Origin of the sequence: Mesorhizobium sp. B2-3-12 (genome assembly GCF_006442205.1) — a bacterium.
Classification (GTDB): Bacteria; Pseudomonadota; Alphaproteobacteria; order Rhizobiales; family Rhizobiaceae; genus Mesorhizobium.
On the sequence record NZ_VFVR01000001.1, the window covers coordinates 598,378 to 611,994 of the forward strand.

Sequence of the window (13,617 nt, forward strand, 5' to 3'; positions counted from 1 at the left end):
CGGCGAACTGACCCAACAGAATCAATCTCTTCAAAAACGGACCTATCTTCATGAAATCTCATGTAAAAGCAGTTGTCATCGGCGGCGGCGTCGTCGGCTGCTCGGTGCTCTATCACCTGGCCAAGGCCGGCTGGACGGACATCATGCTCATCGAACGGTCCGAGTTGACTTCCGGCTCGTCCTGGCACGCGGCGGGCGGCTTCCATACGCTGAACGGCGATCCGAACGTCGCCAAGCTGCAGGCCTACACCGTCCAGCTCTACAAGGAGATCGAGGAGATTTCCGGCCAGTCCTGCTCGCTGCACCTGACTGGCGGCGTGATGATGGCCGATACGCCGGAGCGCATGGATTTCCTGCGCCTTGCCCACGCCAAGGGCCGCTATCTCGGCATGGACACCGAACTGATCACGCCGTCCGAGGCCAAGGCGATGTTCCCGCTGATGGACGAGACCAATTTCGTCGGCGCCATGTGGGATCCGGTCGAGGGCCATCTCGACCCCTCCGGCACCACTATTGCCTACTCCAAAGCGGCCAAGAAACTCGGTGCCGAGATCGTGCTGCGCAACCGCGTCGTCGACCTGACGCAGCAGCCGGACGGCACCTGGAACGTCGTCACCGAACAGGGCACGGTCCACGCCGAGCATGTCGTCAACTGCGGCGGCCTGTGGGCGCGCGAGATCGGCCGCATGGTCGGCGTCGAGCTGCCCGTGCTGGCCATGGAGCACATGTACCTCTTGACCGAGCCGATGCCGGAAGTCGAGGAGTTCAACAAGTCGACCGGCCGCGAGATGATCGGCGTGCTCGACTTCAAGGGCGAGATCTACACCCGCCAGGAGCGCAACGGCATCCTGCTCGGCACTTATGAGAAGGCCTGCAAGCCGTGGTCGCCGGTCAACACGCCATGGGATTTCGGCCATGAACTGCTGCCGCCGGACCTCGACCGCATCGCGCCGTCGCTGGAGATCGGCTTCAAGCATTTCCCCGGCATCGAAAAGGCCGGCATCAAGCAGATCATCAACGGCCCCTTCACCTTCGCGCTCGACGGCAATCCGCTGGTCGGCCCGGTGCAGGGCCTGACCAATTTCTGGTGCGCTTGCGCCGTCATGGCCGGCTTCAGCCAGGGCGGCGGCGTTGGCCTGGCTCTCTCCAATTGGATGGTCCACGGCGATCCAGGCTTCGACGTCTGGGGCATGGATGTCGCCCGCTTTGGCGAGTGGGCCGGCCTGCGCTACACCAACGCCAAGGTGCGCGAAAACTATTCGCGCCGCTTCTCAATCCGCTTCCCCAACGAGGAACTGCCGGCGGCACGCCCGGCGCAGACGACACCGCTCTACGACACCATGCTCGCCAACAACGCCGTGATGGGCGACTCCTGGGGTCTTGAGACGCCACTCTGGTTCGCACCGAAGGGCAGGGAGCCGAAAGACATCGTCTCCTTCCACCGCTCCAACGACTTTGGCCCGATCGGCGAGGAAGTGCGCGCTACCCGTGAAAAGGTCGGCGTCACCGAAATCGCCAACTTCGCCAAATACGAAGTGTCGGGCCCGGGCGCGGAGGATTTCCTCAACCGGCTGATGACCAACCGCATGCCGAAGACCGGCCGCATCGTGCTGACGCCGATGATCAACGAATTCGGCAAGCTGATCGGCGACTTCACCATCGCCAAGGCCGGTGAAGACCGCTTCATGATCTGGGGCTCGTCGGCCGCACAGAAATATCACATGCGCTGGTTCGAAAAGCATTTGCCGAAGGACGGATCTGTGCGCATCCATCGTTTCGACCAGACGCTGGTCGGCCTCTCGATCGCCGGGCCGAGCGCGCGGGATCTGCTGCAAAAGCTCGTGGATACGGACGTCTCGACCAAGGCCTTCCGCTTCATGGATTTCCGCGAAATGGCTGTCGGCGGCGCACCCTGCCTGGTCAACCGCATCACCTACACCGGCGACCTCGGCTACGAAATTTGGATGGCGCCGGCCTACGAACGCCTGGTCTATAAGGCGATCAAGGATGCCGGCGAGGAATTCGGTATAGTGGATTTCGGCATGCGCGCGCTGCTGTCGATGCGCCTGGAAAAGAACTTTCCGACCTGGTTCCGCGAGCTGCGGCCGATCTACGGCCCGTTCGAGGGCTCGATGGACCGCTTCATCAAGCTGGAGAAGAACGATTTCATCGGCCGCGACGCCGCCGCCAAGGAGCATGCCGACGGACCAAAGCTGCGCCGCGTCTCCTTCATCGTCGATGCGGCGGACGCCGACGTGATGGGCGACGAGCCGATCTGGGCCAAGGTCAGCAAGGATTACGGCACGGTGGAAAAGCCGCATCGCTACGGCGCGCCGCGCTTCGACACGTCAGGCAAGGAAGTCCGTGGCTCCAACGCCGCCGAAGGCGCGTCCGCCGTGCGCGGCATCGTTGACGGCGACTGGCGCGTGGTCGGCTGGGTGACGTCGGGCGGCTATGCGCATTACGTGCAAAAGTCGATGGCGCAAGGCTATGTGCCGGCCGCCCTTGCCGAGGATGAAAGCGCGGGCCTGTTCGAGATCGAGATTCTTGGATCTCGGCGCCCGGCCCGCATCAATGTCGAGGCGCCTTTCGACCCGAGCGGCGAGAAGATGCGGAGCTGAGGTTTCAGCCATGGATAGCGCGGCGCCAAAGGGAAGCTTCGGCCGCCATCGCAAGATCATGCCGTTCGAGCCGGGCTCGATCGAGGCGCTGCGCGACGCCTCCCGCGAGAAGGCGTCGTCGCTCAACCAGCATGTGCTGGGCTATGGTGCCCAGGCTGAGGCGGAATGGGCGGAGGCAGGCATTGCCGCCCCCGACTTGGCCGAAATGCGGCAATACCGGCTGTCGCGCATTCGCGCCGAGCTGAAGCGCCGCGGCTATGCCGGCGCCCTGCTCTACGACCCCGTCAATATCCGCTATGCCACCGACTCGACCAACATGCAGCTGTGGGTGGCGCACAACCCGACGCGGCATTGTTTCGTCGCCACCGAAGGTCCGGTGGTGCTGTTCGACTATTTTTCCTGCGAGCATCTTTCCGACCACTCAGGTGTCGTCAATGAAGTCCGCCCCGCCATTTCATGGATGTATCTCTATGGCGGCGAGCTGACCGAGCAGAAGGTCCGCCGCTGGGCCGCCGGCATCGCCGATCTGGTCCGGGAACATGGCGGCGGTAACAGCCGCATCGCCGTCGATCACATCAACCCGGAGGGCGTCGAGGAGTTGGCGCGCCTTGGCGTTTCCATCGGCAACGGCGAAGCGGTGATGGAAAATGCCCGCCTGATCAAGTCGCCGGATGAAATCCTCGCCATGCGCCGCGCGATCGTCGCCTGCGAGGCGGCGATGGGCGAGATGGAGCAGGCGCTCAAGCCCGGCATTTCCGAGAACGAATTGTGGGCTGAACTGCATCGTGGCAACATCGCGCGCGGCGGCGAATGGATCGAGACGCGGCTGCTGACGTCGGGACCGCGCACCAATCCCTGGTTCCAGGAATGCTCCTCGCGTATCATCGAAGCGGGTGATCTCGTCGCCTTCGACACCGACCTGATCGGCCCCTACGGCTTCTGCGCCGATCTATCACGCACCTGGCTGTGCGGTAATACAAAGCCGACAAATGAACAGCGCGACCTGTTCCGCATCGCCGCCGATCAGATCGAACACAACACGGCACTGATGCAGCCCGGCACCTCGTTCCGCGACCTCGTAGAGCGCTCAGCGGTGCCGCCGGGGGACTGTTTCCCCACCCGTTACGGCGTGCTCTACCACGGCGTTGGGCTGGCCGACGAATATCCGACCTTGCCGCATGCCAACGACTGGACCCCGGACACGCCGGACGGCTTGCTGGAGCCAGGCATGGTGCTGTGCGTGGAGAGCTATATCGGGCGACTTGGTGGCCGCGAAGGCGTCAAGATCGAGGAGCAGATCCTGATCACCAAGACCGGCAACGAAACGCTTTCAACCTACCCGTTGGACGAGAGGCTGCTCGGCTAGCCCGGCAAGCGCTTCGCGCATCGCGCGCACGGTCTTTTCCGGCGTCGTTTTCGCGGTGATGAACGGCAGACCCTTGCGCCGTCCTGTCCAGCCAACGACCACGACCTCGCGCGCCGCCGGCTCGAAGCGCCGTGCCAACGCCCAGCTTTCGCAATCGATAGCGGCGACATCCGCCCTGCCTTCGGCGACCGCCACGATCGAGTCGCGGTGGCCGCCGCTTTCGCCATTCGATGAAAATATGTCCAGGTTTTCGCCGACCGCTTCCAGGTCGCGCGTCAGCGCGATGATGCCCGACATGGAATCGTGGCTGTTGAAGGTGAAGCGCTTGCCGCGGATGAGATCGAGCGGCAGCAAGGCCTTGCCGTCGGCGGGTGACCGAACCTCCGGCCCTTCGCCTGTCCGCATCACCAGGGCGCTCGAATAGAGCTCGCCCCGTCCGCCCTCATAGGCGTCATAGCTTGGCTGGCCGACCACCTGTACGTGTGCCGACAGGCCAAGCTCCATCGGTCCCCAGCAGGTCTGCGCGAACAGCAGTGCCGGATGCAGCCACAGCTTGTGGAAATCGAGTTCCTCCGGCGGTAGCGTTGCCGGGTCCGGCGCGATGAATTTCCCCTCCGCGTCATGGACGCCACCCGGCACTGGCGGCAGATCGCCATTGCGGCGCACGATGGTTTCAGGCGCATCGATACCCTTGCCCCGGAAAGCATCGCGCAACGACGCCCATTGCGCGTCGACCTCGTCGCACACTTCAGGCCAATCATACATCGGCAAGGCCGCAATCAATTCGCTCATGCCGATATCAAACCACCATGCCTGGAGAAACGATCGCAAAAACGCGTCGCCCAATCCGAATTGGCCGACACAGGTCCGCGATGCGGCGGAAATTATTCCTTGGGCGGCTCGGCCGGGACCGGCACCGTGCCAAGCCCGTTGATGCTGCGCGCCCGCACACGCGGCTTGAACGCCCTGCCCGGCTCGGGTGCGCGCCGCAGAGCCGGATGCACGATCGGTTCCTTGGCCTTGAAGGCATAGGATTTTATGAGCGCAAAATAGTTCGGGTAGGCGTAGCCATTGTTCATCCGCAGCCATTCCTCGCGCCGGTCGCGAAACAGCTTCGGCAGCCTGTACCAGGCGATGGTCGGGCTCTTGTGATGGACAAAGTGCAGATTGTTGTTGAGGAACAGGAATGACAGCGGCGAGCGCTCGATGATCACCGTGCGGCCTTCCGGATGCTCCGACCACTGATGCTCGGCATAGGTGCGGATCGAGATCAGCGACTGGCCGAGCCACACCGGCACCAGCACATAGAGCCAGAGCGGTATACCGAAACCGAACTGCACGACCGGCAGCACCACGGCCAGGCCGATGGCGTGCAGCAGCCAGGCCTTGCGGATCGCCTTGTCGCCGGCAATCACGTGCTTGGCGTCATCGATGAAGAAGCCGATGCAGGACAGCCAGGGCCCCAGCACGAGGCGGCCGGCCATGGTGTTGTTGACCTTCAGCACGAATTTCATCAGCGCCGGCAATTCATCGTGATGCCACAGGGCCTTGTAGTAGCTCTCGGGATCGTCCAGCGGATCGGTCAGCCGCTCGTCGGCATGGTGACGCAGGTGAATGGTCTTGAAGCGGCGGAACGGCCAGGCAAGGCCGATCGGCAGGAAGACAAAGGCCTCGTTGACCAAAGCGTTGCGGGTCGGGTGACCATGCAGCACTTCATGCATGATCGACGATTGCAGGGCCAGCGTAACGGCCATGACGACCAGTGCGAGGATGGGATAAGATGGCCAGAGGAAAAGACCGGCGACGAACCAGACTCCGTAACAGGCGAAAGCCAGAACCACGGTGGGCCATTCGATGGCCGGTCTGCCGCTTCGACGGATGCTCTTGCCTGCTATGCTTGCCATGCTATCGACCACTGTCCCTCAGTCGCCGGAACCCCAACTGGTTCCTGACATCATTGTGTCAGGAGAAGTGATTCCACTCAACGCGACAAAGTGCACAAAATGTTGCGATTGCGCATTTTTGACCGCATATGTTGCACATTGTAAACCAACTTAGGGATTCATTTACGCCTGAGACGCCTGTTGAGGAGGCTTCGGCGCAAATTTTTCCTCCAGATGATGGAAGTACGGACATGGACAAGCGCGATCTGTCGACGATCTTTCGGGAGCGTTTGAAGCTCCTCCTGACACGGTCGGACCTCAACCAATCGGCGTTCGCGTCAGCGGTCGGCATCGATCGGTCGGCGCTGTCGCAGCTCATGTCGGGCGCCTCGACACGCCTGCCGCGCGCCGAAACGCTGCTCAACATCGCCGCAGAATTCAAGGTGTCGCTGGACTGGCTGCTTGGCCTCAGCCAGGACGAAGGCGTGACCGGCGAAATCCGCGAGAGCCTGGAGATCGAGGAAGCTCCCGATGGCTTCGACCGCACGCTGCTCGCCAAATGGTTCGCCGAGGCAGCTGGCACCAAGATCCGTTATGTGCCGGCCGGCATTCCCGACCTCCTGCGCACCCGCGCGCTCGTCGACTACGAGGCCAACATCACCAACAGGAGCCGCCTGGCGCAGGCCAGCGAAACGCAATACCGCATCGAATACAACCGGCGGCCGGAAACCGACATGGAAGTCTGCATGCCGCGCCACACGCTGGAGATCTTCGCACGCGGCCTCGGCGTGTGGGACCGTTTCCCGGCGGCCGACCGCCAGCAGCAACTTGCCCATATGGCGACGCTGCTCGACGACCTCTATCCGACCTTCCGCCTGTTCCTCTATGACGGCCGTATGCGCTATTCCATCCCGCTGACCATCTTCGGCCCCTATCGCGCGGCGATCTATGTCGGCGACATGTATGTGGTGCTGAACGCCACGCAGCCGGTCCAGGCGCTGACCCAGCATTTCGACAATCTGATCCGTGCCGCCGACGTCAACCCGCACGAAGCGGCCGCCTTCGCCCGCAACCTGGCCGGCATGTCGTTCGCATCAGGCTCTGCCTGAGCTCGCCCGGCAGCGCAATTTCATTGACTAGACATAAAGACTTCTTTATATCCTTATTCGAATTCCCATATTCGAATTCCCATATTTGAATTCCCGGGCATGTTCGAATTCCAAGACATGAAAGCCAATCCGATGACGACGACCAATCCGATCGATGCGCTGCTGGCTGAAAAGGGTGTGCTGCTGGCCGACGGCGCCACGGGCACCAATCTGTTCGCCATGGGTCTGGAGGCCGGCGAGGCGCCGGAGCTGCTGAACGAAACCGCGCCCGACACCATCACCAGCCTGCACCAGAATTTCGTCGACGCCGGCGCCGACATTATCCTGACCAACTCCTTCGGCGGCACCCGCCACCGGCTCAAGCTTCACCATGCGCAGGACCGCGTGCACGCGCTAAACAAACGCGCCGCCGAGATTGCCCGCGCCGTCGCCGACAAGGCCGGCCGCAAGGTGATCGTCGCCGGTTCGGTCGGTCCGACCGGCGAATTGCTGGTGCCGCTTGGCGCCATGACCTATGACGAGGCGGTCGATGCCTTCGCCGAGCAGATCGAGGGTCTCAAGGAAGGCGGCGCCGAAGTCGCCTGGATCGAGACCATGTCGGCGCCCGACGAGATCCGCGCCGCGGCGGAAGCCGCCATCCGCGTCGGCCTGCCCTACACCTATACCGGCTCGTTCGACACCGCTGGCCGCACCATGATGGGCCTGCTGCCGAAAGACATCCACGGCGTCGCCGATGGCCTGTCGCAGGCACCGCTCGGCGTTGGCGCCAATTGTGGTGTCGGCGCCTCCGACATCCTGGCCTCGCTGCTCGATATGACGCAGGCAAAGCCGGACGCGACCGTCATCGTCAAGGGCAATTGCGGCATTCCCGAATTCCGTGGCACCGAGATCCATTATTCCGGCACGCCGGAACTGATGGCCGACTATGTCCGGCTGGCCGTGGATGGCGGAGCCAAGATCATTGGCGGCTGCTGCGGCACCTCGTTCCAGCATCTCGCCGCCATGCGCAAGGCGCTCGACGCCCACACCAGGGCGGATCGTCCGACAGTCGAAAAAATCGTCGAGCGCATCGGCCCGATGAGGAACAAGGTGGCGACCGAAAACACTGCCGAGACCAGCGAAGCCCGCCGCGAGCGCCGCCGCGGCCGTGCCTGAAGCGCTTCTTGGCGTCTATTCGCTGTTGTCGGCGTAGCTTGACTGCGCCGACTTGAAATCGACGACATTGTCGCCGCGCATAGTCGCTAGCGCACCCGAGGCGCCCGGATCGGTAATCTGCTCCAGCATGGCGCGGAAGCGGTCATTGGTCAGCGCCGACATGGCGGTTTGACGCGCCTGCGAAACATCGTTGCTGATGCGTCTCGATTCGGCTGACGGGGCTGATGAAACCGCCGAAGCATCGCGTGCCGGCGGAGTAGAGTTGGCGATGGTCGTGATCTGCAATTCCGGCTCCCTCAAGCCTTAGATATGCCCGGAGTAGCGAGAGGACATTGCGATCCGGTACCGGAAATGCAGCGCAATTTAACGATCCCGCGCGCCGCCCCCAGGATCTGTTGAGATTCAGGTCAGGCCGAGCCGAAAACAGTGACTTTCGAGAACCGGAGCGGAGCGTACATAGTACGTGAGCACCGGAAGCGCAGGAAGCCACTGTTTGCAGGCCGGCATCACCTGAATATCAATAGATCCGAAAAAAAAGGCCGGCAAGGGAAACATCCCTCGCCGGCCTGCCTCACCGCCCGTAGGCCGGTTCCCCCTATCAGAACGACCCCCGTCTGAAAGGAACCGGCCATATTGCCACTACCGATTACCGCCCAGCGCCGAGGCAAGGCGCACAAGCGAAAGGAACTCTGACCTGTACCCAAACGGGTCGGCTCCTCGGGCGGCGGTGGCAATCTCCATGATCTTGTCGTAGCCGAACTTCGCGGTCGCATCCTCGTCGCGCAGCTTCTGGCCGAAGGCCGCGACCGCGACGGAGAAACGCTGGTCGATGCTGGCCTGGTCGAAGGACGCCACCTCGTTGGCCGAGGTCACCGGCGTGGTGATCAGCTTCGAGACGTCCTCGTTGGGCAGCTTGTAGCGGATCTTGACGAAGGCATATTCGTCCGCATTGGCGATGCCGCCATTGTTCACCGTGGCCTGGCCATAGCGCAGCGGGTCGATCTGCTCGCCACCGCTCCCCTTCGGCGTGATCTCGTAAATCGCGGTGACCGAATGGCCCGAGCCGATATCGCCGGCATCGACACGGTCATTGTTGAAATCCTCGCGGTTGAGCGCCCGTGTCTCGTAACCGATCAGCCGGTATTCCGAGACCTTGTCCGGATTGAACTCGACCTGGATCTTGACGTCCTTGGCGATGGTGAACAGCGTCGAGGACGCATCCTCGACCAGCACCTTCTCGGCCTCGGCCAGCGTGTCGATATAGGCGGCGGTGCCGTTGCCGTTCTGGGCGATGGTCTGCATCATCTGATCGTTGAGATTGCCGCGGCCGAAGCCGAACACCGACAGGAACACGCCGGTCTTGCGCTCGCTCTCGATCAGCCGCTTCAGATCATCGTCATCGCTCTGGCCGACATTGAAGTCGCCGTCCGTGGCCAACATCACCCGGTTGACGCCGTCCTTGACGAAGGATTTTTGCGCCAACCTATAGGCTTCCTTGATGCCCGCCTCGCCGGCCGTGCTGCCACCGGGTGTCAAATTGTCGATGGCATTGAGGATTTTGTCCTTCTCGGACGCCTTGGTCGGCTCCAGCACCGTGCCGGCATCACCGGCATAGGTGACGATCGAGATGGTATCGTCCGCCTTGAGCTTGCTGACCAGCAGCCGGAAAGCAGACTTGAGCAGCGGCAGCTTGTCCGGCTCATCCATCGAGCCCGACACGTCGATAAGGAACACCAGATTGGCCTTCGGCTGCTCGGTCGGCTTGATGTCGAAGCCCTTGATGGCGACGTGCATCAGCTTGGTGTGATTGTTCCATGGCGTCGGCATGATGCTGACGGTCGAGTTGAACGGCGTCGATGCCTGGTCCGGCCCCTTCCAGTCATAGGGGAAGTAGTTGATCATCTCCTCGACACGCACCGTGTCGGCCTGCGGCAGGTAGCCCTGCTTCAGCGAGCCGCGCACGAAGGAATAGGACGCGGTGTCGACATCGATCGAGAAGGTCGAGACCGGGTCCTCCAATGCGGCGTGCACCGGATTGGTCTTGAAATCCTGGACGCGATCACGGTTTTCCTCCTGCGGCGCGATCTGGTCGGCCGGGGTGGCTGCCGGCTGCGGCTGCACCATCAGCTTGGATTCTGCGCTCTGCATGCGGTCGACTCGCGCGGCATTGGGTGCGTTTGTCGTGCCATCCAGCGCCAACTCGCCGCGCGGCGCCGGCGGTGCCGGCTCGGCCGCCATGCCGCGCCCCAGCGCATCCTGCTGTACGCTTCCGCCGGCAATGGTGGATTCGGACTTCGGCGGCGCCTGCGGCGCGACCAGAACTTGCGTGGCATCGCGGCTTTCGACGTCCGCGTCGGCGTTCTTGTCCTTCTCCAGCGCGGTGGGAGCCTGTTTCGGCTCAACGGTGGCCGGCTTCAGCGTCGCCGGCTTGTCGGCCAGCGTCTCGGTGATCTTCTCCTGGTCGCCGAAAGGCGACGGCTGTTCCCTCAGCATATGGAAGGTGGCGTATCCGGCGATCGGCAGGGCGACGAGCCCGGCAAGGGCCGGCGTGGCAATGAGTTTCTTTTGCATGATCTCGCTCCAGAGCTTTTGTGCTCGCTCTGTGAGACGAAGCCCGCCAACCGATCCTTGGGTGACAGCGGAAATATTTTCTTCATCATAGGCGCGCAGCGCGGCCTCGAAGGCACGCGCCTTCGCGCTCTCGCCCGGCGCCGGTACCGCTGCGTCGCGCAGCTTTCTCAGTTCGTTGTCGTCGACCATGGTCACACTTCCCCGGCTGAACGCATCAACGTCTTCAGCCGTTTCTTCGCTTCATGGATGTGCCAGGAAACCGTCGCCTCCGAGATCGCCATCGCCTCGGCGGCGGCCGCGTGGCTCAAGCCTTCGCCATAGACAAGCATCACGGCGTCGCGCTGCTTGTCCGGCAATTGCCGCACCGCCGCCCACAGGGCTTCGGCGGGATCTTCGCTCTCTGCCGGGGCTTCGCCCGAAATCAGCGCATGGACGCCGTAAGCCTCGGTCTTGACCGTCTCGCGCTGGGTCTTGCGCATCATGTCACGCGCCGCGTTCATCGTCACGGAATAGAGCCATGTGGTGAACGCGCCGCCGCCGCGATAATCGCGGATCGCCTTGCCCAGCCGGACACAGACTTCCTGGGCGATGTCCTCGGCATCGGCCTTCCTGCCGCACCAGCGATAGGCGGCGCGATAGACGAAGTCGTAGTGACGCTCCAGCAATGTGCCGAAGGCCCCCCTGTCTCCGCCCTTCGCCCGCCCGATCAGTTCGGCGTCGGAGGCTTCGCTCTCATCCAGCATCATCGCCATCATTTGCCTGTTGGACGAAGGCTAATGGCTAATCCTTGGGGTGATGGAAAGATTTTTTTCGGGAGCAGGGATTCGGGCGCACAACAGGTGTGTTGAGATTGAGGTCAGGCCGGTCTCACCTGAGTATCAACACGCCTGGCCCGCCGCCCAACCCGACGACCATGCCCACTGGAAATTATAGCCGCCGAGCCAGCCGGTGACGTCGACGACTTCGCCGATGAAGAACAGGCCAGGCACCGACTTCGCCTGCATGGTCTTCTGGTCGAGGCCGTTGGTGTCGACCCCGCCAAGCGTCACTTCGGCCGTACGGTAGCCTTCCGAGCCAGCTGGCTTGATGCGCCAGTCGTTGACCGCGGCCTCGACGGTTTTGATCTGGGCCTCGGAAAGATCGGCGAGATTGCCGTCGAGCCCGGTTCGCTCGGCTATCGCCTGGGCAAGCCGTTTCGGCAAATGATTTGCAAGCACCGTCTGCACAGCTTGCCGGCCATTGCCACGCTTGGCGGCGCGGACGAGCTCAGCCACATCCGTGCCCGGCAGCATGGCGATGCGGATTTCATCACCCTCGCGCCAGTAGGAGGAGATCTGGAGGATGGATGGCCCGCTGACGCCGCGATGCGTGAACAGCATCGCTTCGGAAAACCGCGCCTTGCCGCAGGCAATCTCGGCGTCGACGGCGTTGCCGGCCAGGGGCGAAAGCCGCTCGAGCGTCTTGGCGTCGAAAGTCAGCGGCACCAGCGCCGGCCGCGTTTCGACGATGGCAAGGCCGAACCGCTCGGCAAGCTCGTAGCCGAAGCCCGTCGCCCCCATCTTGGGGATCGACTTGCCGCCGCACGCCACGACCAGGGACCGGCAAGACACCGAGCCGGTGGAAAGCCTGAGTTCAAACCCTTCCTCGGTTTTGCTGACAGCCTCAACGGAAGTCGACAATGCCAGCTCCGCGCCCCTGCCCTGCATTTCCGAGACCAGCATGTCGATGATCTGGCGCGCCGAGCCGTCGCAAAACAGCTGCCCCAATGTCTTCTCGTGATAGGCAATGCCGTGACGCTCGACGAGCGCAATGAAGTTGCCTTGGGTATAGCGGCTGAGCGCCGAGATGCAGAAATGCGGATTCTTCGAGATGAAATTCTTCGGGCTCGTATGGATGTTGGTGAAATTGCACCGACCGCCGCCGGAGATGCGGATCTTTTCGCCGGGTGCCGCCGCATGATCGAGGATGAGCACCGAACGGCCGCGTTTGGCGGCCTCCACGGCGCACATCATTCCGGCGGCGCCGGCGCCAATGATCACGACATCATAGGATTGCATCAGGCTGATCGTTTCCCGCACGACCCGCGCCGCTTTAGTCGGGCGAGCCGCTCATCCCGCCTGATACCTCCAATGTGGCGCGCGGCCAACAGGCTGCCGAAGGCTCAGACCAGCGTTTCTGCGAACAAATCAGTCAATCGCTTCCAATGCCGCTCGGCACCCGCTGCATTGAAGACACTATGGTCGGGAACGCACCAGCCATGCGCCATGCCGACATAATTCTCCAGAACATGATCGACTTCCGCCGTCCTCAGCGCTTCGGCCAGCCTGGTCGACTGCTCCGCCGGGAAACTCCGGTCGACACCAGCCATGCCGACATAGACGCGCGCCTTGATCGAAGCCGCCTTGCGGTGCGGGCTATCCTCGGCGTCGCTGGCAAGGTTGCCGCCGTGAAAACTGGCGGCGGCCTTGATCCTGTCGGGGTAGGTCGCGGCCGCGTTGAGTGCCCGCGCGCCGCCCATGCAATAGCCGACGGTGCCGATCGGACCGGTAACGCCTTCGCTGGCGAGCGCGTCGAGAAAGGCGCTGCTGTCGCTGATGGTCATCGCCTGCGTCGTGCCGGTGACCAGCGCCATCAGCGCCACTTTCGTTTCCTCGACGGTAAAGGCGGTCTTGGCGTCGAACGGGCCGTAGGGCGCGTTGCGATAGAAGAGGTCGGGAACCAGCACCGTATAGCCCTCGCCCGCCAGCCGCTCGGCCATGCCGTCGAGCGCCGGGCGCGGACCAAAGGCGTCCTGGTAGAGGATGACACCAGCCTTGAACGGAGAAGCCTTGGCCGAGCGGAACAAGCGCGCCTTTGCCACACCATCATGGGTCCTGATCTGAAGATCCTGCTTAGTCATTGCCTGCTCCGTT

General features: G+C 63.0%; 11 protein-coding genes. 4 read left to right on the forward strand and 7 right to left on the reverse strand.

The window, feature by feature from the left end; translation table 11 throughout:
• The first annotated feature begins 50 nt into the window (after positions 1-50).
• Both FJ948_RS02960 and FJ948_RS02965 read left to right on the forward strand, forming a co-directional pair.
• A complete protein-coding gene (locus FJ948_RS02960; protein WP_140701696.1) occupies positions 51-2,621 on the forward strand; it encodes an FAD-dependent oxidoreductase in 2,571 nt (856 codons plus the stop codon).
• Between the two features lie 10 nt (positions 2,622-2,631).
• On the forward strand, positions 2,632-3,987 hold the full coding sequence (locus FJ948_RS02965) for a Xaa-Pro peptidase family protein (protein WP_140701697.1): 1,356 nt from the start codon (positions 2,632-2,634) through the stop codon (positions 3,985-3,987).
• Here the strand turns inward: FJ948_RS02965 and FJ948_RS02970 are convergent.
• A complete protein-coding gene (locus FJ948_RS02970; protein ID WP_140701698.1) occupies positions 3,952-4,779 on the reverse strand; it encodes a PhnD/SsuA/transferrin family substrate-binding protein in 828 nt (275 codons plus the stop codon). The two genes, FJ948_RS02965 and FJ948_RS02970, sit on opposite strands and share 36 nt — an antisense overlap.
• A gap of 92 nt (positions 4,780-4,871) precedes the next feature.
• Positions 4,872-5,891 (reverse strand): fatty acid desaturase, encoded by a 1,020-nt coding sequence (locus FJ948_RS02975; protein ID WP_181173543.1) that lies wholly within the window; start codon positions 5,889-5,891, stop codon positions 4,872-4,874.
• A 230-nt stretch (positions 5,892-6,121) separates the two neighbouring features.
• Here FJ948_RS02975 and FJ948_RS02980 point away from each other — a divergent pair, with 230 nt between their 5' ends.
• Together FJ948_RS02980 and bmt are read left to right on the forward strand one after the other, a co-directional pair.
• Complete coding sequence (locus tag FJ948_RS02980; RefSeq protein WP_140701699.1) at positions 6,122-6,979, forward strand: helix-turn-helix transcriptional regulator; 858 nt, start codon at positions 6,122-6,124, stop codon at positions 6,977-6,979.
• 132 nt (positions 6,980-7,111) lie between these two features.
• Entirely contained in the window at positions 7,112-8,134 is a 1,023-nt protein-coding gene (bmt, locus tag FJ948_RS02985) for a betaine--homocysteine S-methyltransferase (protein ID WP_181173564.1), read from the forward strand.
• A gap of 15 nt (positions 8,135-8,149) precedes the next feature.
• Here bmt and FJ948_RS30205 read toward each other — a convergent pair whose 3' ends face one another.
• The 5 genes from FJ948_RS30205 to FJ948_RS03010 form a co-directional block, all read right to left on the reverse strand.
• Complete coding sequence (locus tag FJ948_RS30205; RefSeq protein WP_181173544.1) at positions 8,150-8,419, reverse strand: hypothetical protein; 270 nt, start codon at positions 8,417-8,419, stop codon at positions 8,150-8,152.
• Between the two features lie 354 nt (positions 8,420-8,773).
• A complete protein-coding gene (locus FJ948_RS02995; protein ID WP_140701700.1) occupies positions 8,774-10,894 on the reverse strand; it encodes a VWA domain-containing protein in 2,121 nt (706 codons plus the stop codon).
• 2 nt (positions 10,895-10,896) lie between these two features.
• Positions 10,897-11,457, reverse strand: a complete 561-nt coding sequence (locus tag FJ948_RS03000; RefSeq protein WP_140702226.1) for an RNA polymerase sigma factor — start codon at positions 11,455-11,457, stop codon at positions 10,897-10,899.
• A 126-nt stretch (positions 11,458-11,583) separates the two neighbouring features.
• Complete coding sequence (locus FJ948_RS03005) at positions 11,584-12,762, reverse strand: NAD(P)/FAD-dependent oxidoreductase (protein ID WP_140702228.1); 1,179 nt, start codon at positions 12,760-12,762, stop codon at positions 11,584-11,586.
• Positions 12,763-12,866: 104 nt separating this feature from the next.
• Positions 12,867-13,604, reverse strand: coding sequence for a dienelactone hydrolase family protein (locus tag FJ948_RS03010; RefSeq protein ID WP_140701701.1), 738 nt, complete (start codon positions 13,602-13,604; stop codon positions 12,867-12,869).
• Between the last annotated feature and the right edge of the window lie 13 nt (positions 13,605-13,617).